Source organism: Candidatus Anaeroferrophillus wilburensis (assembly GCA_016934315.1).
In the GTDB taxonomy this organism is placed as follows: Bacteria; Desulfobacterota; Anaeroferrophillalia; order Anaeroferrophillales; family Anaeroferrophillaceae; genus Anaeroferrophillus; species Anaeroferrophillus wilburensis.
In genome coordinates, this window is record JAFGSY010000006.1 from 24,297 (window position 1) to 48,752 (window position 24,456).

The 24,456-nt window shown below is 55.5% G+C and carries 21 protein-coding genes; 16 read left to right on the forward strand and 5 right to left on the reverse strand.

The genetic code is table 11. The features are described from left to right. Positions 1 to 2 precede the first annotated feature (2 nt). The 4 genes from JXO50_00690 to mtnA all read left to right on the forward strand — a co-directional run bounded on the left by JXO50_00690 (position 3) and on the right by mtnA (position 4,617). Entirely contained in the window at positions 3 to 1,589 is a 1,587-nt protein-coding gene (locus JXO50_00690; protein ID MBN2331602.1) for an NADH-quinone oxidoreductase subunit M, read from the forward strand. Between the two features lie 66 nt (positions 1,590 to 1,655). Continuing rightward, positions 1,656 to 3,125: an NADH-quinone oxidoreductase subunit N gene (locus tag JXO50_00695; protein ID MBN2331603.1), complete on the forward strand. Its 1,470-nt coding sequence runs from the start codon at positions 1,656 to 1,658 to the stop codon at positions 3,123 to 3,125. 152 nt (positions 3,126 to 3,277) lie between these two features. Continuing rightward, positions 3,278 to 3,574, forward strand: coding sequence for an Asp-tRNA(Asn)/Glu-tRNA(Gln) amidotransferase subunit GatC (gene gatC / locus JXO50_00700; GenBank protein MBN2331604.1), 297 nt, complete (start codon positions 3,278 to 3,280; stop codon positions 3,572 to 3,574). Then, positions 3,574 to 4,617: an S-methyl-5-thioribose-1-phosphate isomerase gene (gene mtnA / locus JXO50_00705; protein ID MBN2331605.1), complete on the forward strand. Its 1,044-nt coding sequence runs from the start codon at positions 3,574 to 3,576 to the stop codon at positions 4,615 to 4,617. The genes gatC and mtnA overlap by 1 nt, the downstream gene beginning before the upstream one ends. 10 nt (positions 4,618 to 4,627) lie before the next feature. Here mtnA and bamD read toward each other — a convergent pair whose 3' ends face one another. Continuing rightward, entirely contained in the window at positions 4,628 to 6,238 is a 1,611-nt protein-coding gene (gene bamD / locus JXO50_00710; protein ID MBN2331606.1) for an outer membrane protein assembly factor BamD, read from the reverse strand. A 212-nt stretch (positions 6,239 to 6,450) separates the two neighbouring features. Here bamD and JXO50_00715 point away from each other — a divergent pair, with 212 nt between their 5' ends. From JXO50_00715 to JXO50_00730, 4 genes are all read left to right on the forward strand, one after another. Further along, a complete protein-coding gene (locus JXO50_00715; GenBank protein MBN2331607.1) occupies positions 6,451 to 7,728 on the forward strand; it encodes a radical SAM protein in 1,278 nt (425 codons plus the stop codon). A gap of 152 nt (positions 7,729 to 7,880) precedes the next feature. After that, on the forward strand, positions 7,881 to 8,531 hold the full coding sequence (locus JXO50_00720; GenBank protein ID MBN2331608.1) for a CAAX prenyl protease-related protein: 651 nt from the start codon (positions 7,881 to 7,883) through the stop codon (positions 8,529 to 8,531). A gap of 449 nt (positions 8,532 to 8,980) precedes the next feature. Further along, positions 8,981 to 9,145 carry a hypothetical protein gene (locus tag JXO50_00725; protein ID MBN2331609.1) on the forward strand — a complete coding sequence of 55 codons (165 nt, stop codon included), beginning with the start codon at positions 8,981 to 8,983 and terminating at the stop codon, positions 9,143 to 9,145. 2 nt (positions 9,146 to 9,147) lie between these two features. Further along, positions 9,148 to 9,978: a PEP-CTERM sorting domain-containing protein gene (locus JXO50_00730; GenBank protein MBN2331610.1), complete on the forward strand. Its 831-nt coding sequence runs from the start codon at positions 9,148 to 9,150 to the stop codon at positions 9,976 to 9,978. A gap of 102 nt (positions 9,979 to 10,080) precedes the next feature. Here JXO50_00730 and mnmG read toward each other — a convergent pair whose 3' ends face one another. The 3 genes from mnmG to JXO50_00745 all read right to left on the reverse strand — a co-directional run bounded on the left by mnmG (position 10,081) and on the right by JXO50_00745 (position 13,313). After that, complete coding sequence (gene mnmG, locus JXO50_00735) at positions 10,081 to 11,958, reverse strand: tRNA uridine-5-carboxymethylaminomethyl(34) synthesis enzyme MnmG (GenBank protein ID MBN2331611.1); 1,878 nt, start codon at positions 11,956 to 11,958, stop codon at positions 10,081 to 10,083. 23 nt (positions 11,959 to 11,981) lie between these two features. Then, the gene (locus JXO50_00740; protein MBN2331612.1) at positions 11,982 to 13,097 is read right to left on the reverse strand and encodes a hypothetical protein; all 1,116 of its coding nucleotides are present in this window, start codon (positions 13,095 to 13,097) and stop codon (positions 11,982 to 11,984) included. A 78-nt stretch (positions 13,098 to 13,175) separates the two neighbouring features. Further along, positions 13,176 to 13,313, reverse strand: coding sequence for a hypothetical protein (locus JXO50_00745; protein MBN2331613.1), 138 nt, complete (start codon positions 13,311 to 13,313; stop codon positions 13,176 to 13,178). A 133-nt stretch (positions 13,314 to 13,446) separates the two neighbouring features. On the opposite strand from JXO50_00745, the gene uvrA reads away from it, so the two are divergent. Beyond that, positions 13,447 to 16,245, forward strand: coding sequence for an excinuclease ABC subunit UvrA (uvrA, locus tag JXO50_00750; GenBank protein MBN2331614.1), 2,799 nt, complete (start codon positions 13,447 to 13,449; stop codon positions 16,243 to 16,245). 84 nt (positions 16,246 to 16,329) lie between these two features. Here the strand turns inward: uvrA and JXO50_00755 are convergent, their stop codons facing one another. After that, entirely contained in the window at positions 16,330 to 17,001 is a 672-nt protein-coding gene (locus tag JXO50_00755) for a redox-sensing transcriptional repressor Rex (GenBank protein ID MBN2331615.1), read from the reverse strand. 263 nt (positions 17,002 to 17,264) lie between these two features. Between JXO50_00755 and proB the strand changes: the two genes are divergently transcribed. The 7 genes from proB to JXO50_00790 all read left to right on the forward strand — a co-directional run bounded on the left by proB (position 17,265) and on the right by JXO50_00790 (position 24,455). Then, positions 17,265 to 18,434 carry a glutamate 5-kinase gene (gene proB / locus JXO50_00760; protein MBN2331616.1) on the forward strand — a complete coding sequence of 390 codons (1,170 nt, stop codon included), beginning with the start codon at positions 17,265 to 17,267 and terminating at the stop codon, positions 18,432 to 18,434. 99 nt (positions 18,435 to 18,533) lie between these two features. Further along, on the forward strand, positions 18,534 to 19,790 hold the full coding sequence (locus JXO50_00765) for a glutamate-5-semialdehyde dehydrogenase (GenBank protein ID MBN2331617.1): 1,257 nt from the start codon (positions 18,534 to 18,536) through the stop codon (positions 19,788 to 19,790). After that, positions 19,765 to 20,439 (forward strand): nicotinate (nicotinamide) nucleotide adenylyltransferase, encoded by a 675-nt coding sequence (nadD, locus tag JXO50_00770; protein MBN2331618.1) that lies wholly within the window; start codon positions 19,765 to 19,767, stop codon positions 20,437 to 20,439. Before JXO50_00765 ends, nadD begins: the two co-directional genes overlap by 26 nt. A gap of 135 nt (positions 20,440 to 20,574) precedes the next feature. Continuing rightward, positions 20,575 to 20,901: a ribosome silencing factor gene (rsfS, locus tag JXO50_00775; protein MBN2331619.1), complete on the forward strand. Its 327-nt coding sequence runs from the start codon at positions 20,575 to 20,577 to the stop codon at positions 20,899 to 20,901. A gap of 2 nt (positions 20,902 to 20,903) precedes the next feature. Then, positions 20,904 to 21,377: a 23S rRNA (pseudouridine(1915)-N(3))-methyltransferase RlmH gene (locus JXO50_00780; protein ID MBN2331620.1), complete on the forward strand. Its 474-nt coding sequence runs from the start codon at positions 20,904 to 20,906 to the stop codon at positions 21,375 to 21,377. Positions 21,378 to 21,561: 184 nt separating this feature from the next. After that, positions 21,562 to 22,914, forward strand: a complete 1,353-nt coding sequence (locus tag JXO50_00785; protein ID MBN2331621.1) for a tetratricopeptide repeat protein — start codon at positions 21,562 to 21,564, stop codon at positions 22,912 to 22,914. Then, a complete protein-coding gene (locus JXO50_00790) occupies positions 22,911 to 24,455 on the forward strand; it encodes a 2,3-bisphosphoglycerate-independent phosphoglycerate mutase (protein MBN2331622.1) in 1,545 nt (514 codons plus the stop codon). Before JXO50_00785 ends, JXO50_00790 begins: the two co-directional genes overlap by 4 nt. The last annotated feature ends 1 nt before the right edge of the window (position 24,456 follow it).

The following is a 24,456-nucleotide window of genomic DNA, read 5'->3' on the forward strand; positions in this document are numbered from 1 at the left end:
AGATGAATCAGTTGGGTTTTCCGATTCTCAGTCTGGTGATGTTCTTCCCCGTGTTTGGCGCTCTCATTCTCATGATGATTGATAAAGAGAGCAAGGATGTACTTCGGGGGACGGCGGTTGCTTTTACGGTTATCGAGTTTTTCATCTCGCTGCCGTTGGTCGTCTATTTTAACGATGCTACGCACCAGATGCAGTTTGTTGAGCTGATCCCCTGGATCAAGAGTTTCGGTATCAATTATCATTTGGGCATTGACGGCATCAGTTTGTGGATCGTCATGCTGACGACCTTTCTGACCCCCATCTGCGTTCTCTGCTCCTGGACCTACATCCAGAAGCATGTAAAAGAATATATGGTCTGCCTGCTGATTCTCGAAACGGCCATGCTGGGCGCCCTGCTGGCCCTCGACTTGATTCTTTTCTATGTTTTCTGGGAACTGATGCTGATCCCCATGTACATGCTCATCGGTGTCTGGGGTGGTGTTCAGCGGATCTATGCCGCGGTCAAGTTCTTTATTTTTACTGCTGCCGGCAGTGTTTTCATGCTCCTGGCGATTCTGTTCCTCTACTACTACAATCATAAAGTTACCGGCATCTACACCTTCAACATTCTTGAACTTTACAACCTCGATGTGCCGGTATCGGTGCAGTTCTGGCTCTGCCTGGCCTTCTTTGTTTCCTTTGCGATCAAGGTTCCCATGTTTCCGCTGCATACCTGGCTGCCGGATGCCCATGTCCAGGCTCCCACGGCTGGCAGTGTTATCCTGGCCGGCGTACTGCTGAAGATGGGAACCTATGGGTTTCTGCGTTTTGCCATGCCGCTCTTTCCCTATGCAACCCATCAGTTTATCCCGGTGTTCGGCACTCTGGCGGTGATCGGGATAGTTTATGGGGCGCTGGTGGCCATGGTCCAGCCGGACATGAAAAAACTGGTGGCCTATTCCAGCGTCAGCCATCTTGGTTATGTGATGATTGGTCTCTTTGCCCTCAACATGCAGGGTATTGAAGGGGCTATCTACCAGATGCTCAACCACGGGATCAGCACCGGGGCACTGTTCCTCATCGTCGGCATGCTCTACGAGCGGCGCCACACCCGGATGATCAAGGACTTTGGCGGTGTTGCCAAGGTGATGCCGGTGTTTGCCACCTTCTTCATGATTGCCACCCTTTCCTCGGTTGCCGTACCCGGAACCAACGGGTTTGTCGGTGAGATTATGATTCTGGTGGGTGCCTTCCGCAGTTTCCCGGTCTTTGCCATCATTGCCGCTTCAGGGGCTATTTTGGGGGCTGTCTATATGCTGTGGATGTATCAGAGGGTAATGTTCTGCCCCCTTGATAACCCGGAAAACCAGAAGCTCAAGGATCTCAATGTGCGGGAGATTGTGACCCTGCTGCCGCTGGCGGTGCTGGTATTCGTCATGGGATTTTTTCCCGGTCTGTTTTTGCGGAAAATGGACGCCTCGGTGTCCTATTTCCTTAACGATTTCAACACCCGCTATGAACATTATGTCCAGCAGTATGAGGGCAACCTGGGTAGTAAGGTAGCCGCGGTGATGTCTGCGGAAGCCGCAGGCGGTTCAGTGGTGGAATAGAGCGTCGCAGCTGAGAGAAGAAATTATTCCTTTTTTTGTGGATTTGTGTGGAGGAACGAGATGGAGATGCTGGAATTTGTAGTCCCGGCGCTGAATGTAAAGGCAATCCTGCCTCAGGCTATCCTGGCGTTGACAGCGTTGACGGTCCTGTTGGTTGATGTTTTTAGCTCACAGGGCAAGAAGTCCTCGTCCCTTGGCTACCTGGTGGTCATTGGTGTGGTTGCGGCGATGATCAGCACGCTGATGATCAATGGCGCCCGCGAATCAGCCTACAGCGGCATGGTGATGGTTGACGGCTTCTCATCGTTTATTACCCTGATTGTCTGCGTTGTTACCCTGCTGACCGTGTTGTCAACGATCAATTATCAGCAGTTCTTCGAGGAGTTGAACTGCGGTGAATACTACTGCCTGCTGCTTTTTGCCGCCGTGGGCATGTCCTTTATGGGGTCGGCCAGCAATCTGCTGATGCTCTTTCTGGCGCTGGAGACCATGTCCATCTCCATCTATGTGCTGGCTGGTTTTAAATGGCATGACCGGAAATCTATTGAGTCGGCGCTGAAATATTTTCTCCTGGGTGCCTTTGCCTCCGGCTTTCTTCTCTTCGGTTTCGCCCTGATTTTCGGGACCACCGGTACCATGGACCTGGTGAAGATCAGCGCTTTCCTCACCGCCCATCCTGAGATGATTCATTCCCGGATGTTGATGGGCGGCGTTGCCCTGGTGACTGTCGGGTTCGGCTTCAAAGTGGCCATGTTTCCCTTCCACATGTGGACCCCGGATGTCTATGAAGGTGCGCCGACTTCGGTGACCGGCTTCATGGCTACCGGTGTTAAGGCGGCGGCCTTTGCCGCATTGGTGCGGGTCTTTTTTGTCGCTCTTGGCCATGTGCAGGCCGATTGGACCGGAATCATGTGGCTGCTGGCCTTTCTGACCATGACTATCGGCAACGTGGTTGCCCTTTCCCAGACCAACATCAAGCGGATGCTGGCCTACTCAAGTATCGCCCACGCCGGCTATCTGCTGGTGGGATTTGTGGCTGGCAGCAAGCAGGGTCAGGCTGGAATTCTCTTTTATCTGATGAGCTATGCCTTTACCAACCTTGGCGCTTTTGGGGTCATTGCCCTCCTGGGTAAAAAGGGTGGTGAATATACCGAACTGCAGGACTTTGCCGGTCTTGGCTTTAAATATCCGCTGATGGGCTTGGCAATGGGGATTTTCATGTTTTCCATGGCCGGCATCCCACCGATGGCTGGATTTATGGGCAAGTTCTATCTGTTCAGTTCGGCAATGAAAGCCGGTTTTGTCTGGCTGGCCATTTTCGGGGTGATCAACAGTGTTATCTCTCTCTATTACTACCTGCGGGTAGTGGTGGTCATGTATTTTCAGGAGGCTGAACAGAGTATCAGTATGCCGAAGCCGTCACCGGCAGTGGTGGTGGGTCTGGTCTTGGCCGCCATCGGCGTCATGCAGATGGGGATTTTTCCTTCCTATATCTGGGATATGGCCCAGCAATCGGTGCAGAGCATGCTCATGTAGGTTTTCCATCCCGAGCTATCTATCTTACAGGGGCGGCTTATAAGCCGCCCGTTGTTTTTTGTATGGGGGCAACATCAATATGCAAGTGGTTGACGCCTGGAACGTTCTTCGCTATAGTGCTGCTATCTTAATCTTTTGTTGAGGATGAACACATGACCCATAAGAAAATTACCAGTGATGAAGTAGGCCATGTCGCCCGCCTGGCCCGTCTGGCAATGTCTGAAACGGAGTTGGCGACGTATGGTAGTCAGCTTGATGGCATCCTGGGCTATGTGGCCAAGCTGAACGAGATAGATACGTCGGGCGTGCAGCCGACAGCCCATGTCATCTCCCTGGCAACCCCCTACCGGGAGGATGAACCGGGAGTTTCCTTCACCCATGAGGAAATCCTTGCCAACGCTCCGGTGCGGCAGGAGTTTTATTTCCAGGTACCGCAGGTGATTGAATAATGGCTTTTGCGACCATATCCTGGCAGCCTGAAGGGGTGGTTATGATCGACCAGACCCGGCTGCCTTCAGAAGAGGTCTATGTTACCTGCGGCAGCTATCAGGAGGTGGCAGCGGCCATTAAAACCATGATCATCCGCGGGGCGCCAGCAATCGGGGTAGCGGCTGCTATGGGAGTGGCGTTGGGGATTAAGCGGCATGCTGAAGCCGGGGGCCAGCTGAGTGAGGAATTTTTTCAGCAGGTGACCGGCACCTTGGCCGCCACCAGGCCGACAGCGGTTAATCTGTTCTGGGCTCTGGGTAAAATGCGTCTGGTGTGGGAGAAAGCTGCTGCCTCTGCGGTGGAGCCGGCGGAGATGGTTGTCAGGCTGGTTGATGAAGCCTGCCGGCTGTACCGGGAAGATATTGTCATCAACCAGCGTCTGGGAAGTGTCGGAGCCGAAATCGTTCCTCCCAGGGCGCGCGTTTTGACCCACTGCAATGCCGGCGCGCTGGCCTGCGCCGGCTATGGTACGGCCCTGGGGGTCATTCGGGCGGCCCATGCCGCCGGCAAGATAGAAAACGTGTTGGCGGATGAAACCAGACCGCTGCTCCAAGGGGCTCGACTGACGGCCTGGGAACTGCAGCGTGACGGTATTCCGGTGACCGTGATCAGTGATAATATGGCCGCCGCCTGTATGGCTCAGGGAATGGTTGATCTGGTGGTGGTGGGTGCCGACCGGATTGCCGCCAACGGCGACACGGCCAATAAGATAGGAACCTACGGGGTGGCCCTCCTGGCCCGGGCTCACCAGATTCCCTTCTATATTGCCGCACCCTGTTCGACCATCGATTGTTCTCTTGCCAGCGGGAATGAGATTCCCATTGAGGAGCGGGCGCCGGAGGAGATTGGTGTCATTGGCACCCGTCAGATGATTCCGGCCGGGGTGCCGGTTTACAACCCGGCCTTTGATGTGACACCAGCAGCCTTGATTGCTGGCATTATTACCGAAAAAGGGATTTTCCCGCCGTCAGAGCTGACGGCGGTACTGCAAGGAAAGGAGTGACACCGCCAGATTACTGCATTTCCTGGCCGGGGATAATCTTGACCCTGGCTTTCTGCTGCTCGCTGCCAAACACTTCCGCCTGGTTGCTGTTCAAGTAGATGAGGATCCGTTCGCCGGTTACCCGGTTGTTCCCCTGCCACATTACCGCATTTCCTTCCAGCATGACTGTCCGCCTGGCCTGTTCCAGGGTAGCCTGTTCACAGGTGGCAAATTTGTCCGCCTGGCTGAGTTTAACATTGCCGGTGGCTACGGCTCTCAGAAGTTCTCTGGTTTCCAGATCAAAATAGTTGGTAACCTGATCGGCGTAGAGCACCATATCCCGCTGCTTGGCAATGACTTTGCCGCCGAAGGTGATGGTTCCCTGCTGCCGATTTGCTTCCGTCCAATCAGAAATAATTTCCAGCGGTTCGCGCAGGTTGCGGACCTCAGCCTGTTGCTGGGTTTGACCCGTAGTCTGGCGGCCGCCATCAGCGGTTGGTGCAGCTTGACGAGCAGTGTTCTGGCGCTGCCCAGCAGTTGTCGGCTGCTCAGTGGTTGTCTGCCATCCCACTGATTGCGGTTGGGGTGGTGACGCCGCTGTCCGGTCCCGGCCGGCGTTCCAATCGGGGATTGTTTTTTGGCTCGCTGCCCCGACGGCAGTGGCATCGTGCATCTGTCGTTCCCGGAACAGAGATTCAAAGGTTACGACAGCGGGTGGTGGCCCCGATTCCTTGTCCCTGGGGCTGAGGAAGAGGCCTGCCAGCCTCGGGGAATAGCCAGCCGGCGTAAAGGTGGTGGTCAGGTAGCGGTCTTTGGCATCATCCTGTTTGTCGAGGAAGTAATCGCGTACCAGAAAACTTAGTTTGACTCCGGGTCCCTCCTCCTCGCTCATCAGCATCCGGGCTTCCGGTGCATAGGAGCTTCTGGGGTAGCCGCTGGTGAGGGTTAGGAAGGCTTTCTGGGCATCCTCCTTTTTTCCCTGGTTGAGCTGGGCAAGGCCGAGGTAGTAAAGGGCTTTATCATCGATAAAGCCGGGGTAGGTGGCCAGCAAGTAATTGAAGCGACCGGCGGCCGGCCCGTAACGCTGCTGTTTGAAATAAAACAGACCGACGTAGAATTCCCGTTTGGCAAAGCGCCGTTTGCAGTCATTGATTCGTTGAATGATCTTTGCCGTGTAGGGTGGTGAAGCGGGAAATTTCTTCAAGGCTTCCTGGAAGGTTGCCAGTGCTTCCCGCAGGGGGGCCAGGTCCCGGTCAATGGTTTTCAGGCGGACGTAGTGGGTCATTCCCAGCTGGTAGTAGGCGTAGGCAGCCTGGGGATGATCGGCGTTGAACTTGAGAAAATCATTGTAGTTGGTACCGGCTTCGTCCAACTCATTCTTGCGGTAGTGGCTGTCACCGACCCGGAGCAGGGCCAGCCGGGCATATTCTGATTCCGGGTATTCGTTCTGGACCTGCTGGTAGATCTCAATGGCCCGGGCGAACCGCTGCCGCTCATAAAAGCGTTCCCCCTGCTGGTAGATGGAGCGGGCGTCGCCGGTCACCGTTCCATGCCGGGCGCAGCCGCCCGTTGCCAGGAGCAGGAATCCAAGGGCAAGAACAATGAAGCACGTTGCGAGGAGAGATGATTGGTACCGCTTCATGGCAAAGTCATAATTCCTTGTAAAATCGGGTGCAGTCGGGTAAAAGGGACAGTCAGCTATGTTTCCAGCCACGGGCAGCTGTTTTTCCCTGAATGTGGCCGGTTGCTGCGGCTGTCGAGCGATTGCCGTAGCAAAAAAACAGGCGAAGATATGACCTGTTTGAACGCTTTATCCGCAAGGATGGACCTTAGTATACCTGTCAGTTGAAGTCAATGGAAAAGCGCGCTGCCATAACCCTGCTATATGCCGATTCGGAAGGGACAATTTTTGACCATCCGGAGCTGGAAATGCTGGCTGCCAGCGGCACCAAACTGGTATTTCCGCCAGCGGCGGAACTCATCCCTCTGCCTGCCGGCAGCCGGTTGTTCTACCTTCCCCAGTGTCCGCCCATGGGTTGGGATGCCGAGTCGGGTGAAGCGGTCTGTCTGGATGTCTTGGAAGACGGCGAACCCTGCTGCGGCGTCGCCGCTTTTTTGCCTCCGGCCTATACCCGCCTGCTGCTGCCGGCGGTTTCCTATGAACAGAAGAACTACCAGCTGCCTTTGTGGGCTTACACGGCGGTGGGCTGGTCGGAGGAACTGGGGCAGCATGTGGTTGCCGCCCGCCGGGTGGATGACAACCTCCAGTGGGAGCCGGATCGCTTTGATGATCGGGAGGTGGTTGCCGGCGTTGACCGGCAGCTGGCCCGTCTGTCCGGTAACCGGCTGGTCCGTCACCTGAGTCGCTGTGCCATCGATTACCATTGTTTTGCCGCCAAGAATTTTTTTCTCGGCCGCTGGGAATGTCCACTGCCCGTTTCCCCCACCTGCAATGCCCGCTGTCTGGGCTGCCTGTCGTGGCAGAGCGACAGCGGCTTTGAGGCCTCCCAGGAGCGGATTGCTTTTGTGCCGACCGCCAAAGAGCTGGTGGAGGTGGCTCTTGCCCACCTGGAGGTGGCGGAAAATCCGGTTTTGAGCTTCGGTCAGGGGTGTGAAGGGGATCCCATCCTCCAGGCGGAGACTATCTGCACCTTTGCCCGCCGGCTGCGGATGGCCACCGACCGGGGCACCCTTAATGTCAATACCAACGCCAGCCTGCCGAAGCAGGTGGCGGCCATGGCCGCCGCCGGCATGGACAGCATCCGGGTGAGCATTAATTCTCCCCGGCCGGAAACCTACCTGCCTTACTACCGGCCCCGGGGCTATACGTTTGATGATGTCCTGACCTCGCTGCAGGAGGCCAAGGATGGCGGCATGCAGCTGGCCATCAACCTGCTGGTGATGCCGGGGGTGACCGATGATCCGGCCGAGGTGGAGGCGCTCCTTGAGCTGGTGCAGTCCTACCGGGTGGACCAGGTGCAGATGCGCAATCTCAACATCGATCCCCAGCTCTATCTGGAGACCTTGAATCGGGAGTGGGGCGAGGCCATGGGGATCGGGGCATTGATCGATCTCCTCAAGCGGGAATGCCCGGGGCTGGCGATCGGGTACTTTAATCGGTACCTGGGCTGAGGAATGCACCACAGAGGCACAGAGGACACGGAGCATACATTGGCCACAGACGACCACAGACAAAATGACCACAGACGAATGATGCTCGGTTGTTTTTATGGTGTCGGTGTGCGTCTGTGTGTGTCAGTGGCACTTGGGTTATGAGTCGGCAAGTGCAAAGAGCCTGGATTCCATATGTCGTTCCTTTTGCGGTCTTTCTGCTGTTTACCGAAGCCGCCCATCTGCTGCCGGACTACCAACATCTGTTCTATATTGTAAAAACGGTTGTCGTTGCCGGCTTGCTCCTTTCATGGCGGCGGGTTTTTGCCCGAGAAGTTTTTGCACCTATGCCGGCCAGGGAGTGGCTGTTGGCGGTAGGTGCCGGCATCCTGGTTCTTGTCATCTGGGTGGCACCGGAAAAAATCCTGCCGAAACTGGGCGCCTGCAATGGCTTTGATCCCCACTCGTTCGACTGGTCGCCGACCGGCACGGTGCTGCTCATTACCGTCCGTCTGATCGGCGCGGCGCTGGTGGTGCCGGTGATGGAGGAGCTGTTCTGGCGCTCTTTTCTCCAGCGTTTTCTCATCAGGCACGATTTCACGGAACTTCCTTTAGGTACCTTCAGCTGGTTTTCCTTCCTTACCGTCGCGGCCCTCTTTGCCCTGGAACATCACCGGATTCTTCCAGGCCTGGCTGCCGGCATCATCTACGGTGCCCTGCTGATCCGCCAGCAGAAACTGAGCGGCTGCATCATCGCCCACGGGGTTACCAAACTGGGGCTGGGCCTCCACGTCCTGTTCACCGGCAGCTGGCACTTCTGGTAGAAATATTCCCCTTCAGTTCTCCGCTTCTTTGGGTCATTGCCAGTAAAATGGCCAGCGGCCCGCCATCTTTTTTGGCGGGTGAAAAAATTTTCCTACCCCAGCCAACCTTTCCAAACCATTACCTCTGTTTCTTCTGATCTGTAATCACCTGTTCATATATGGTTTATCTCTTTGCTTCGTGTGTTTGTCAGAAGGTGATGGCAGGTTGAGTTGCCCCGACACCGGCAAATGGTGGCCATGGGTGCAGAGTCTGCCCCTGATTATCAATAACTGCGCTTGCTAACGTATTGATATCATTGCGACGCGAAAAATCGTTATAGGAAAAGGAAAAAAGATAGTTAGAATGTGTAAAAAATTACCATTTTTTACTGGTTATAGAGCCAAGTCTTTATCATTTCTGTTGCTCCTTTTAATGTAAACATTATTTTCCATTAATTTAAGGGTGTTAGATGACAGATGAAAATACTATTGACCGTCATGGAATATGGCATGCTTTATGCTGTTATCTAATAAACGAAAAAAGATTGGGCAGAAACCGTGAATATCTTAAAGGTAAAGGGAGGGAAAGAGAGCATAGTAAGGTAGCTGGTTTTCAGCAACAAGATTATTTTTGATCATGAACTATATAAAGGGCAATTTTAAAAGCGAAGAAAAGGGGAAGAGTATGAAAAAATGTGCAGTAATGATGGTAACAGCAATGATAGCAGTCATGCTCATTGCCGGTGGGGCCTGGGCGTTGCCAATAGATGTTTCAGGTTTAAACCTGACGGAATTGCAGAGCGTCTTTACTGGTATAGGTTCAGATATTGTGGCATCTGGGGTTGGCAATGATGAAACTCAGAGTGAAGTGTTTCAGTTTCAAAGCTCTGGAGCAACAGCAACCTATGTTGCAAGTGTATCATGGTATGAAGGCTACTCACTGGAGTTTGGGATTTATGATGTGTTGAATCCTGATAGTAAGCTGACGCTTTTCAATACGGGGAGCAGTTGGCCGTCTCCTGCTGATGATACCCAAATTTATTTTCAACTTATCTCTGGTGTGGCGACAGCCTATACAATGGATGGTGGTTATAACGAAATCGATTCTGCTACTTTCTTGTCTGCTAATTTAGGTTTTTATGTCCAAAGCTTTGATTATAATGTAGGGACTTATTATTCCCAGTCTGATTTGAATGCGAATGGTGATGACCGTTTTCTGACCTATATGGGGCAGGGAGATTATGTGGATATTGATGGGAATCCTGATACATTTGCACAAAATGATTTTGCCCACTGGTATATTGCTGCAGAAAGCGGCCAATATGCTACTTCTGATCTCGATTTTTCTGATTTTGTCGTTCAGGTTGAATCGTTGCAGCCTGCTCCTGTTCCCGAACCCGGCACCATGATGCTCATGGGTGTTGGCCTGCTGGGTCTGGTGGCTGTGACTCGCCGGAAAATGAAATAACTGCCAGCAGCAGTTTATGGTTGATAAAAAAAGCCGCTCGAATGAGCGGCTTTTTTTATGGATGGTTTTTTCTCGGTGCTCTCTGGGTCTCGGTGGTGAACGCTATCTTTGCTGGTGTTTTTTTAGATAGATCATCAGCACCGATAATGCCGCCGGGGTGATGCCCGGCAGGCGGGAGGCCTGGCCGAGGGAGGCGGGACGGACCTCTTCCAGCTTCTGGATCAGTTCGTTGGTCAGCCCGGCAACGGTGCGGTAGTCAAAATCAGGGGGGATCTTCTTTTTCTCCAGGGATTTGAATTTCTCCACTTCGCCCTGCTGGCGGTCGATATAGCCCTGGTACTTGATCTGAATTTCCACCTGGCGGGCGGCTTCAGCGCCCAGCTCTTCGCAGAGTTTCCTGGTTGCCGGGGAGCTTTCTGTCAGCAGGAGCAGGGAGATTTCCGGCCGTTTGAGCAGTTCATCAGCGGGCATCGTTTCTTTGAGGGGTGCGGTGCCGCCGGTGGCGGCCAACTGGTCGTTGATCTGCTCCGGGGTAATCCTGATGGCGTGCAGCCTTTTCTTCCCCTCAGTTGTTCTGCGGCTTTTCTCAACCGCCATCTCCCGCTGTTCATCACTGACCAGCCCCAGTTGGTGGGCCTTTTCAGTGAGCCGCAGGTCGGCGTTGTCTTCGCGCAGCAGCAGACGGTATTCGGCCCGCGAGGTGAACATCCGGTAGGGCTCGTTGGTGCCTTTGGTGATCAGGTCGTCAACCATCACCGCCAGGTAGGCTTCGGAGCGGTCGAGAACAAAAGGCGGCAGCTGTTTGATCTGGCAGGCGGCATTGATGCCGGCCCAGATGCCCTGGCCGGCGGCCTCTTCGTAGCCGGAGGTGCCGTTGATCTGGCCGGCCATGAACAGTCCCTTGATCTGTTTGGTTTCCAGGCTAGTGGTCAGCTGGGTGGGATGGACAATATCGTATTCAATGGCGTAGGCCGGCCGGATGACCACCGCCTCCTCGAGGCCGGGGACAGTCTTGAACAGCTGGTGCTGGATGGCTACCGGCAGGCAGTTCCCCAGTCCCTTGACATAGATCTCCTCGGTTTCCCAGCCTTCCGGCTCCAAGGTCACCTGGTGGCTGTCATGGTGAGGGAACTTCATGATCTTGTCCTCCAGCGACGGGCAGTAGCGGGCACTGATGCCGTCAATGGTGCCGTTGTAGAGGGGCGAGAGGTGGATATGATCGCTCAGAATCCGGTGGGTTTCACTGGTGGTTCTGGTGATGAAACAGGGCAGTTGTTCCTGATTGAAGGTCCGGGTATGGACGGAAAACGGCCGGGGATCGGAATCGCCGTCCTGGCGTTCCAGCCGGTCAAAGTCGATTGAGCGTTTCAACATCCGTGGCGGGGTGCCGGTTTTCATTCTTCCCATGCTGAAGCCCAGCTCTTCAAGGTGCCGGGGCAGGGCCAGGGAGGCGAACTCACCGGTGCGCCCGGCCTGCTGCTGAAAAGTGCCGATGTGAATCAGGCCGTTGAGGAAGGTGCCGGTGGTGATGATTGCCGCCCGACAGTGGTAGGAATAGCCGGTTTCATCCACCACACCGATCACCGTGCCATTTTCCACCAGCAGGCGGTTGACCATTGCCTGACGGATTTCAATGCCGGGCTGCTGTTCCAGCAGGTGCTTCATGGTCCGGTGGTAGAGCAGTTTGTCACACTGGATCCTGGTTCCCTGGACTGCCGGGCCCTTGGAGGTATTGAGGGTGCGAAACTGGATGCCGCACCGGTCGCTCACCAGCCCCATGGCGCCCCCCAGGGCATCAATCTCCTTCACCAGATGACCTTTGGCCAGGCCGCCGATGGCCGGATTGCACGACATCTGGGCGATGGTATCGGCATTGATGGTGAAAACCAGGACCGATACCCCCATCCGGGCGGCCGCCAGAGCTGCTTCACTGCCGGCGTGGCCGGCGCCGATAACAATCAGGTCGTGCGATGAGGTCATTGATGTACCGTTTGATCTTTTCCTCAATGGGCGATCAGTTTCACATCATCGATAAAGGAAAAATCGGGATCGGTCTGGGAGGTGTGGCAGACAACGCAGGTATCCTCGTCGATGGGTGTCCCGTAGGACAGGTCCGGCTTGGTGACGTGCAGATGGCCCGAACCGTGGCACTGTTCACACTGGATATTGAACAGGTGCGGGGTTTTCTTCGGGGTGAGAAAGCCGATGCCGCCCTGGGGGTTGTTTTTGCCGGTGACATGGCAGGGGAGACAGTCGGGGCAGTAGTCCTTGCATTTTTTCTCCAGGCTGGCATATGCTTTCGCGTGGCGGCTCAGCTGCCAGGAACCGACAATGGCCTGATGGCAGGGTGCGCAGGCCTGGACCCCCATATAGGTGGAGTCCTGCTGATCCGGTTGGGTTTCCTCCGCTTTTTGTTCCAGTTCAATATAGTGGCGGCGCAGCCACTCTTCATAGTCGCTCACTTGCCGGTCAACCGCCGGATCCGGGACAATATCTTTTTTACTGACCGGGAAGATGCCATGGGCGGCCGGCTGTCGGCTCGTCATATCCCAGTCCAGGTAGGAGATGGTTTTGCCCTGGTTGTTGTTTTTCACCAGATAGGTCTCGCCGACCTTTTCCGGTTCGGTGATCACCCCCCGCTGAGTTGCCAGGATGGCCAGATCGAAGCCGGGAATCTCGGCGAGCAGTTCGCGGGCTTTTCGATCGGAAAAATGGAGGACAATGATGGCCAGATCATGGGGTTCGGTGGTGAGGATCTTTTGCAGCACCGGCAGCGGATTGAGAACCGTCAGCCCATGGATGGCCTTCTGCTCAAGTCGTTGATCGATCGCTGATGCCACCAGAATCTTCTTCCCCCCTTTTTCCAAGACGACATGAGAAACAAGTCCGGGGAACAGCCCGGCAGGCAGATTGCTGCAGACCAGCGGCATCGCCTTGGCGGCGGAGGTTATGCCGGTAATGATCTCCCGGCCATAGATCAGCTCCTGGCCACCGGGAGTGAGGAGATCGGCGCCCATCTGTTCATAGACGCCGGTGATCAGAGAGGTCTGCCGGCGGTCAACCTGGAAATCCTTCTTGATGGTCGGTTTGGTCAACTCACCGGTATTGATCAGCAGCAACCGGTCGGCAGGGGTGGTTTGTCGCAGGGTGTTGATGATCGTTTGCTGCCGGGCAAGACCGCCGGCCTGATTTCGGTGTCAGCCGCAGGGTTTGACATAGCCATTGAGAGAACCAATGTAGATAATGCGCAGCGGTGCCGGTGGCTGCGCTGCTGCCGGTAGCAGAACGCCGCAGCTGAGAATCAGGAGTGTCGCTAGGATAAGTATAACGCGCATGTTCTTTGTTGTGCCGCCGCAGCTGTTTGCTGTCTTTGACTCTTTTTCTGAAAAGAGGTACTATTTGAAAATAGTTTGCCATTTTAACGTATTCCTCCGCTAAATAGCAAGGAGGTTTTCTTTGAGGTTAGGCATGGATTGGATTGTTGTCAAAGGGGCCCGGGAGCATAATCTGAAGAATATTGATGTGGAGATTCCCCGCAATAAGCTGGTGGTGGTCACCGGCCTGAGCGGTTCCGGCAAATCATCACTGGCCTTTGATACGGTGTATGCTGAAGGGCAGCGCCGCTATGTTGAATCATTGTCAGCTTATGCCCGGCAGTTTCTGCAATTGATGGATAAGCCCGATGTGGATGAAATCACCGGTCTTTCGCCGGCGATTGCCATCGAACAGAAACGAGTGTCCCATAACCCCCGGTCAACGGTGGGTACGGTGACCGAGATTTATGACTATCTGCGGCTGTTATTTGCCCGGGTGGGAACGCCGTCATGTTACCAATGCGGCCGGGAGATCGCGCCTCAAACCGTTAGTCAGATAGTTGATACGGTGGCCGGCCTGCCGGCCGGCAGCCGCATCCTGATTTTGGCACCCCTGGTGCGTGGACGCAAAGGGGAGTATCGTAAACTGTTCGCCGATTTGGTCCGCCAGGGTTTCCTCCGGGTTGAAGTGGATGGTTGCATGTATGCTCTGGAGGAGGTGCCGGAACTGGATCGTTACCAGAACCATGATATTGATCTGGTGGTTGATCGGCTGATTATTGGTGGAGATCTGCAGCGTCGGCTCACCGATTCGGTTGAACTGGCTCTGGCCAAAACCGATGGTGTGGTGGCTGTTCAGGTGATGGAGGGCCAGCGGCAGCTGTTTTCCACCCGGCTGGCCTGTGTCCACTGTGGCATCAGTTTTGCCGAAATTTCTCCCCGTCTTTTTTCCTTCAACAACCCCCACGGTGCCTGCCCCCGTTGTGCCGGGTTGGGGAATGAGGTTTTTTTTGATCCCCACCTGGTGGTGCCCAATCCTTCCCTGTCCCTGCGGGAGGGGGCGGTGGCCCCCTGGCACCGCTCCCAACCTTTTTATCAGGAGCATGTGCTGTTGCCGCTCGCCCGCCACTATGGTTTTGATCTCTATCAGCCGTTTCAGGATTTGTCCCGTGAGGTCCAGGATATCATCCTCTACGGCAGCGGTGATGAGAAAATTCCCGGTCTGCTGGCCGAGGGGCGCCGTGGCCGCATCCCGGCCCGCATCTTTGAGGGCGTTATCCCGGCACTGGAGCGCAAACACCGGTTGCAGGAGGGTGCTGATGATGAGCTGCGCAAATATCTCTCGCCGGCAGCCTGTCCCGACTGCGGCGGCAGCCGCCTGAAAAAGGAAAGCCTCCATGTCACGATTGGCGGCCAAAACATCTATCAACTGGCCTCCCTGTCGTTGCCGGAGACATTGGCTTTTATCCGGCAGATAACGTTGCCGCCGGCCCGCCAGGCCATAGCCAGCCGAGTGCTCCAGGAGGTGGAGCAGCGTCTCTCGTTTCTCCTCGATGTGGGACTTGACTATCTGACCCTGGCGCGGGAATCGGCCACCCTCTCGGGCGGTGAATCCCAGCGCATCCGCCTGGCAACCCAGATCGGTTCGGGGCTTACCGGTGTGCTCTATGTTCTTGATGAGCCCAGCATCGGCCTGCATCAGCGGGATAATGAAAAGTTGCTGGCGTCGCTTTTCCGGCTCCGTGATCTTGGCAATACCCTGCTGGTGGTGGAGCATGACCAGGATACCATCATGCGTGCCGACCATGTTATCGACATGGGCCCCGGGGCCGGTCGGCTGGGAGGTGAGGTGGTGGCCCAGGGGACGTCGGCGGCTATTGCTGCCGGAGATTCCCTCACCGGTCAATACCTGGCCGGCAGGCTGTCCATCGAGGTTCCCGCCCACCGGCGGACGGATCCCGGCCGGGTGCTGTCCATCAAAGGGGCGTCAATTCATAATCTGAAACGGCTTGCGGTCGATTTCCCCCTTGGCAAGTTCATCTGCGTCACCGGGGTATCCGGCTCGGGCAAGAGCAGCCTGGTGAATGATACCCTCTTTCCCGTGCTTCATAATCATCTCCATGGTTCCTATAAATCAGCCGGCCCGATTGAGGAGATTGATGGTCTGCAGTATCTTGACAAAGTCATCAATATCGACCAGAGTCCCATCGGTCGGACGCCCCGTTCCAATCCGGCCACCTATACCGGTGTCTTTACCGCCATTCGAGAACTCTTTGCCGCCCTTCCTGAAGCCAGGGTGCGGGGCTACCGTCCCGGCCGCTTCAGTTTCAATATCAAGGGTGGCCGCTGCGAAGCCTGCCGGGGGGAGGGAATGATGCGGGTGGAGATGCATTTTCTGCCCGATGTTTTCGTTACCTGTGACACCTGCGGTGGCAGCCGTTTTAACCGGGATACCCTTGAAGTGCACTACAAGGGCAAGCAGATTGCTGAAGTGTTGGCCATGACCGTCAATCAGGCGGCGGAGTTTTTTGCCGCTATTCCAAAAATTGTCACCAAACTGCAGACCCTCCAGGATGTGGGGCTGGGCTATATTGCCTTGGGACAGGCGGCGGTAACCCTGTCGGGCGGTGAAGCTCAGCGAGTCAAACTTTCCCGGGAACTGGGCAAACGGGCCACCGGCAGGACCTTCTATCTATTGGATGAACCGACCACCGGTCTGCATTTTCATGACGTCCGTCAGCTGCTTCAGGTTCTCCAGCGGTTGGTTGACGAGGGGAACACGGTACTGGTGGTCGAACATAATCTGGAAGTCATCAAGGTTGCTGATTACCTGGTTGATCTGGGACCTGAGGGTGGGGCACGAGGTGGTGAACTGATCGCCTGCGGGACGCCGGAAGAGGTGGCGGCAGTCAGCCGATCGGCGACCGGTTTCTATCTGCGGGCTGTGCTGTGAGCAGGTCGTGAAGAGGGTGACGTGCCGCAGGAGGAAAAACACCCTCCAGAAGAAAACTCTGGAGGGTGCCTGGACGGGGTTCGACTATCTGTTCTTTTTTATCTGCCGCCGTCGTCGGGGGTGTTTACTGGACAGGAGATAGGCTAAATTGTCCAGTTCGCTGAGGATGGAGACATTGCGCATGGTGACATGTTCAGGAACTTTAACTTTAAAGGGCGCAAAGTTGAGAATGCCGGTCACGCCGCCCTTGACCAGCAGGTCGGCGGTTCCCTGGGCATACTGAGCGGGAACGGTTACGATGCCGATCATTGCTTTTTCACGGCTGGTGGTTTCCGCCAGTTCGTCCACGGACTGGATGATAACCCCTTCAGTGACTTCGGTGCCGATCTTGCGGGGGTCGCTGTCAAATGCGGCCACCATGCGGAAACCATGGATGCGGAAAAAGGTGAAGTTCAACAGGGCCTGGCCCAGATGGCCAACCCCCACCAGGACCGTCGGCCAGATGATGTCCAGGCCGAGAATGATCTTGATTTGTTCAGCCAGCTCTTTTGTATCGTAGCCGACGCCGCGGACGCCGAATTCGCCAAAATAGGAGAGATCTTTTCTGATCTGTGCAGGGCTTATCTGGCAAGAATCTCCCAGCAATTCCGAAGAAACGACCTGAAACCCTTCATCGTCAAGCCTTTCCAGGCAGTTGATGTAGGTGGAAAGACGCTTGATGGTTGCTTCCGGTATTTTTACCTCTTTCTGCTTCATAATCACTCCACTGCTTTTCCCTGATTCCAGACCCCCTGTGTGTTGGTGGAAATTTCAGGATAGAATAGCTGGTAATCGCCATCAATAAGACAAAAAATATCGTGATAGTTATCACATTAACAAGAATAAACTCAAGAAAAAAAAGGAATAGCAGCTATTTTTTTAGTGGTTTCGAGGTGAGGGTGCAAACCGTTGACAAGCGAGGTCTTTTCCTTTAGAAACGAAAGAAAAGAAGTGTTCGATCGGGAGGTAACGTAAGGGTTATGCAGGAACAGCAGGAGTCGGTGGCAGGTCGGCTTGGGGGCCGCCAATCATACCTGGAAACACCCCATCTGGTGGTGGTCAAGTTGGGCAGTGCCGTGCTGACGGATGCTCAGGGGCGATTGGATGGAGAATTTTTCAGCCGCTTTGCCACGGAAATTTCCCTGTTGATCGGGAGTGGCTACCGTTTTGTCATTGTTACCTCCGGGGCGGTTGCAGCCGGCCGCGAAGTGTTGGGTTACCGGCAGGCGCCGGCGACGATTCCGGAGAAGCAGGCGTGCGCCGCGGTCGGTCAGGTCCGCCTCATGTGGCAGTATGAACAGGCTTTTGCCGCCCACCGGCAGATTGTTGGCCAGGTGCTGTTGACTGGCGATGATATCTACAACCGGCGGCGCTATCTGAATGCCAGACATACCATCACCACCCTGCTGCAGAAAGGGGTTATTCCGATTGTCAACGAAAATGACACGGTGGTGGTGCGGGAGATAAAGTTTGGTGATAATGATAACCTGGCGGCCCTGCTCACCTCGCTGGCTGAAGTTGATCTGCTGATCATGTTGACCGATATTGATGGTTTCTATGCCGAGGACCCCAAAGTAAATCCCGGCGCCGACCTTATCTCGATGGTTTCTGAAGTTGATAGTGATATTGAATCACTGGCCAGCCTGACCAAAAGTTCACTCGGCAGCGGCGGGATGGTGGGTAAACTGCAGGGAGTCAAAAAAGCGGCCGCCTACGGCATCCCCAGCGTCATTGCCAATGGTAAGCGGGCCGGTGTTGTGACCAGGATTCTGGCCGGTGATCAAGAGGGAACGTTGTTTCTCCCCCGGCAGAACCGCCTTACCTGTCGTAAGCATTGGCTTGCCTATGCGGTCCAGCCCCGCGGGGTGCTGACGCTTGATCCGGGGGCGGTGCGGGCGCTGGTCAACGGTGGTAAGAGCCTCTTGTCTTCGGGCATTATCGGGGTGGAGGGCAGCTTTGGGGTTGGCGAGCCGGTATCCTGCTGTGACGAAGGTGGCCGGGAAATTGCCAGGGGTCTGGTCAATTATGCCGCTGAAGAGATCTCTAAGCTGCGGGGAAGCCATTCCCGGGATATTGAAGCAGTGTTGGGGTACTGTTCCGTTGATGAAATAATTCATCGGGATAATCTGGTGGTGCTCGCTGAACAGTGACCGTGAGTGCCGTGTATGCCGAAACAATCGTAGTGCTGGATCAATTGCGGATATCGTGTTTCGATGGTCTGCTGGACGAATGCAAAGGGGATAGATAGCATGTCAATGGTGCAGGAAATTACGGCCATGGCCCGCCAGGTCAAGGATGCTTCCAGAGTGCTGGCGACCATGGGAACCACAGAGAAAGATCATGCCCTGAGATTGATGGCCGCCGGGCTTCGGGAGCGGCGGGCTTTTTTGCAGGAGCAGAACCGCCTGGATCTGACGGCCGCACGGCAGCAGGGTCTGTCACCGGCGATGATTGACCGGCTGACGTTGAGTGACGGGGTGATCGAAGCGATGGCTGTCGGTCTCGAGGAGGTTGCCGCTTTTGCCGATCCGGTGGGTGAAGTGACCCGGATGTGGAAACGGCCCAACGGTCTGCTGGTGGGTAAAATGAGGATTCCTTTGGGGGTTATCGGGATGATTTATGAGTCCCGACCCAATGTTACTGCCGATGCTGCCGGTCTCTGTTTGAAAGCCGGCAACGGGGTTATCCTGCGGGGCGGATCGGAGGCGATCCATTCCAATCTGGCCATTCTCAAGGTTCTCCATGACGCGCTGGCAGCTACGTCGATTCCCCGGGAGGTCATCCAGGTTATTCCGCTGACCGACCGGCAGGCGATTACCGAGATGCTCAAACTGGAAGACTGTATTGATCTGGTCATTCCCCGTGGCGGTGAAGGCCTCATCCGTTTTGTGGTGGAGCATTCCCGAATTCCGGTGATTAAACACTATAAAGGGGTTTGTCATGTTTTTGTTGATCAGGATGCTGACTTGGTGATGGCCAGGGAGATTGTCATTAATGCCAAAACCCACCGTCCTGGAGTCTGTAATGCCCTTGAAACCCTGCTAGTTCACCGGGACATTGCGCCGGCTTTTCTGCCCCTGATTGTTGACGCTTTGCGCCGGGCCCACGTGGAGGTCCGCGGCTGTGAGCAGGCCAGGGTTCTGGTTCCCGATCTGGTGGCAGCGACGGAAGAGGACTGGCATGCGGAGTATCTCTCCCTGATTCTGGCGGTGCGGGTGGTTGATGACTTGGACCGGGCTGTGGAACATATCAACCGTTACGGCTCAGACCATACCGAGACCATAGTGACCAGCAGCTACGAACGTTCCCAGGAATTTCTCCAGCGGGTCAATTCTTCGGTGGTCATGGTGAATGCCTCAACCCGTTTCAGTGACGGCGGCCAGATGGGGCTGGGGGCCGAGATCGGTATCAGTACCACCAAATTGCACGCTTACGGACCCATGGGGCTGGAAGGGTTAACAACGACCAAGTATATCATCTATGGCAATGGACAGATCAGACAGTAAACGGGTGGGTGTTTTTGGCGGTACCTTTGACCCAATTCACTATGGTCATCTGCGGCCAGCTCTCGAGGTTTTTCAGGCCTGCAGCCTTGATGAGCTCTATTTTATGCCGGCGGCCGTCCCCCCTCATAAGCAACAGCGGCCTGTTTCTCCGGCAGCCATGAGACTGGCCATGATCGACCTGGCGGTCAGCGGTACGCCGGGCTTTTACAGCTCTTCCTATGAATTGGACAAAGGGGGTACCTCCTATTCCATCGACACCCTGAGTGCATTTCAGAATGTCATCGGTGGCCGCCTTTTTTTTATTGTCGGTCGGGATGCTTTTGCTGATATTGCCACCTGGAAATCCTATGGGAACCTTTTTGGCGTGGCCAATTTCATCGTCATGTCCCGGGCCGGAATTGAGTCGAAAGGGGTAGATGCTGGAAATCTCGAGGTTTTTCCCGTTGCTATCAGGGGTGATTTTTGTTATGAGGGGGAAGGAGCCTATCGGCACCGCTCCGGCAACCTGGTTTTGTTCCAGTCGGTTACCCGGTTTGATATCTCTTCGAGCATGATCAGAGGAGAAAGATTGGCGGGGCGTTCCATCGCCTATCTGGTGCCGGCGGCGGTCGAGCATTATATTCGTGAGCACGATTTGTATCTGAGCTGAATAGCGTACTCACTGCTGGTTTGTTGATCTGTTGTTCGGCCGGGTGACCGGCCGCTTATCCCGCCATCCGGGCTGTTGCCCCATGGTTGTTGCGAGGTTATCATCGAAACATCTAATCTGTTGGCAAAAGTAGCCGTGGTTTTTCGGGCCGTTGAAGATAAAAAAGGCGAACGGCCGGTAGTTCTCGATCTACGGGGCATCTCTTCCGTTACTGATATTCTGGTGGTGTGCAGCGGTCATTCCGACCGGCACGTGCAGGCGGTGGCTGAGAATATTTACGTGACGATGAAGCATGAGGGGATTATGCCTCTGGGAGTAGAAGGGATGCATGAGGGGCGCTGGGCGCTTCTGGATTACGACGACATTATCGTCCATGTCTTTCATGAGCCGGTCCGGGAGTTCTATGATCTGGAAGGGGTCTGGCGTGATGCCCCCCGCTTGGATCTTGCCGGGAGTTCTTAAGGGTGCAGCTGAAGTTCCTGTTTGTCGGCAAAACCAAGCAGTTCCGCTGGCAGCAGGAAATCGATGATTATCTGGGCCGGCTTGGACGTTATGCTCCGGTCCAGTTGCAGGAGCTGAAGGAAGGTCATCTGGGGAGCAAGGAAGAGCCGAGACTCTTCTGTCAGCGTCAGGCGCCGAAGCTGGTGCAGGCCTTGAACCGGGATAACTTTTTCCGGGTGGTGCTGGCCGAACAGGGGAAGACCAGTACCACCAGCCAGCTGGCGGCCCAGTTGGAGCGATGGTTGCTGAGCGGCCGGCGGGGGATTGTTTTTCTGGTTGGTGGTCCTTTCGGCATGGCGCCGGCAGTCAAAGATGAGGCGGATTATCTGCTCTCCCTTTCCCCACTCACCTTTACCCACGACATGGCCCGGTTGATCCTGCTGGAGCAGCTCTATCGGGCGATGACGATTATCAAGGGGGAACCGTACCATTATTAATGGCGGTGGAAGGTGGATTGTGCAAAGCCGGCGGTCCCATGGTTGTCCGTTGTTGTAGGTGAAATTTGTCTGGTGCCGCTGGTTTTTAAACGTGGCAGACATCATCCTTTAACCCTTGACCTGCAGCCTAATACGTTAAAGCCGACCACCATTCCCCATAACCCTTGAGCTTGTAGATGATTCGATGACCTACCGTTTGCTGCTCTTCCTGGGCCTTACCTTTCTGCTGCTGTTTTCCTATCTGCTGTATCTTAATCCCCAACCTTTGACCTTTACTCTGGGCAGCGGTCTGAAGACCGAGGGAACGCTGCCACTTTTTATTCTGATCTCTTTTGCGGCGGGCGGTTTGGGGATGATCTTCCTACTGGCGCTGAAAGCTGCGGTCCAGTATATCGGCAATTTTCGCCAGCTGAAACGGCGGCATCGGGGCATGCGGGCTGAAAACCTCCAGCGCCAGGGGGTGGAAAAGTGGTTCATGGCCGATTACCGCAAAGGGGCGAAACTGTTGCAGAAAGCGGCCAGTCGTGAAGCCGGTCTAAGTGCTTGTCAGGATCTTGCCCGTCTGCAGCTCGATGCCGGCAAGCCCCAGGAGGCACTGGCAGCGGTTGAGCAGGGATTAAAGCGGGAGCCTGAAAACCCCCAATTGCACTGGCTGAAGGTTGAAGTCCTTGAGCGCCTGGGTGACGATCTTCGGCTGCTCAATCAGCTGGTATATCTGAAAAACCGTTATCCCCACAATCGTTATGTCCTGACGATGTTGGCGGAAAAGATGATGGCCCAGTCCTACTGGCAGGAGGCGATGGCCGCCTGGCAGGAGCTGATAAAACTGGCGGCTGTCAAAAAGGATAAGGTGCGGCAGGCTGAAGTCAGCGGCCTGATTCGCAACTGCCGCTATGAACTGGCGGTCCAGCGCGGCCTGGCTGGAGATCAAGAGGCTGCCCGTCAGCTGCTTAAAGAGCTGCTGGATGATGATCCTGCCTATGTTCCTGCCTATATCCTGCAGGCATCCCTGGCCGAGGCTGAGACAACAAATGCCAAGCGGATCAGTGAGGCGATTGCGATCCTGAAGCAGGGCTATCGCCGCCAGCCAAACGCCTGGTACCTCCTTAAAGGGGAGCGGCTGCTGTCAGCAGGCGATGGTGGCCATGATCAGGTGGAAAAATATTATCGTAAAGCGATCTCCCGTGCCGAAGACTACTGGCCGGCGCGGCTGTTGCTGGCCTTTTTCCTCCTCGACCATCAGGCACTGGAGCAGGCCGACAGCCTGCTGGCCGGCCTGCAGCGGCAGTTGGCCGACAGCCCCCTGGTGGAACTTCTTGCCGGTGAACTGAGTTACCGGCAATCACGGCAGCTTAACGAAGCTGCCGATCATTTCAAGAGAGCTCTGGGCTTGGGGGATAAATTGCCCTTGACGTTCTCCTGTTCCAACTGCCAGCGCTATGATAACCATTGGCTTCCCCGCTGCCCCCGGTGCGGCGCCTACAATACCTATGATCTTTCGCCGGAGGTTATTGCGGTGAAGGGGGGGTGTTCATGAAGATTTCACCGGCATGCGTGGTGTTGATCATTGCTGATGGCTGGGGGCTCTCACCGCTGCAGGAGGGCAATGCCATTGCCCTGGCCAAAACCCCGGTTGTCGATCGGCTGCTGCGGGAGTATCCCCAGACAGCGCTGACCGCTTCCGGCCTGGCGGTCGGCCTGCCGGCCGGGCAGATGGGCAATTCGGAGGTTGGTCATCTGAATATTGGTGCTGGCCGGGTTGTTTATCAGGAGCTGACCAGAATTTCCAAAGCAATAGCCGATGGCGACTTCGAGCGCAACCAGGTGCTCCTGCAGGCGATGGGGGCGGTGAAGAAAGCCGGCGGCACCCTGCACCTGATGGGGCTCTTGTCCGATGGCGGAGTTCACAGTCACCTGGATCATCTGCAAGCCCTGGTGTCGATGGCCGCTGCTCAAGGGACCACGATTGCCGTGCATGCGTTCCTGGATGGTCGTGATACGCCGCCGACCAGCGGCAAAGACTATCTTGAGAAGTTGCAGACCTATCTTGCAAAAGGGGGCAATGGTAGCATTGCCACCGTCATGGGCCGGTTTTATGCCATGGACCGGGATCAGCGCTGGGACAGGGTTGCCCAGGCATATGATGCCCTGGTCTGCGGCCAGGGCCGTCGTGCCGATGATGCCCTGTCTGCCATTGAATCGGCTTACGGGTCCGGGGAGGTGGATGAATTTGTTCTGCCCACGGTTATTGTTGATCACCAGGGGCAGCCTACGGTGATCAACGATGGTGACGGTATCATTTTCTTTAATTTCCGGGCTGATCGGGCCCGGGAAATTACCCGGGCTTTGACATCGCCGTCCTTCAGCGAGTTTGCCCGCCGCCGGGTTCCCAAACTGGGCAGCTATGTCTGTTTTACCGAATACGATGCTTCTTTTGATCTGCCGGTGGCCTTTCCGCCGGAGTCATTGACCAATGTTTTGGGAGAAGTAATAGCAGCTGCCGGTCTACGGCAGCTGCATATTGCCGAAACGGAAAAATATGCCCATGTCACCTTCTTTTTCAATGGTGGTCGGGAAGAACCGTTCCCCGGTGAAGATCGCTGTCTCATTCCCTCACCACGCGACGTCAGAACCTATGATGAAAAACCGGCAATGAGTGCCTTTGAGGTGGCGGCCGAAACCCTCAAACGGCTTGAGAGCGGTCGCTATCAGCTGATTGTCCTTAACTTTGCCAATTGCGATATGGTCGGTCATACGGGCGGCATCAAAGCCGCGGTACTGGCCTGTGAAGCGGTTGATACCTGTATCGGTAAGGTGGTCGACAAGGTGCTGGAGATGGATGGGGTGGCACTGCTTACCGCTGATCATGGCAATGCGGAACAGATGGTTGACGGTACCGGCCGGCCACAGACCGCCCATTCTACCAATCCGGTTCCCTGTGTCCTGGTGGGCCGCCAGTCTTCCGACCTCTCTTTACGGACTGACGGCGTGTTGGCAGATATCGCACCAACCATCCTTGATCTCCTGGGCATAGAATGCCCTGACGAAATGACCGGGAGATCTCTGTTGGCCTGCTGAC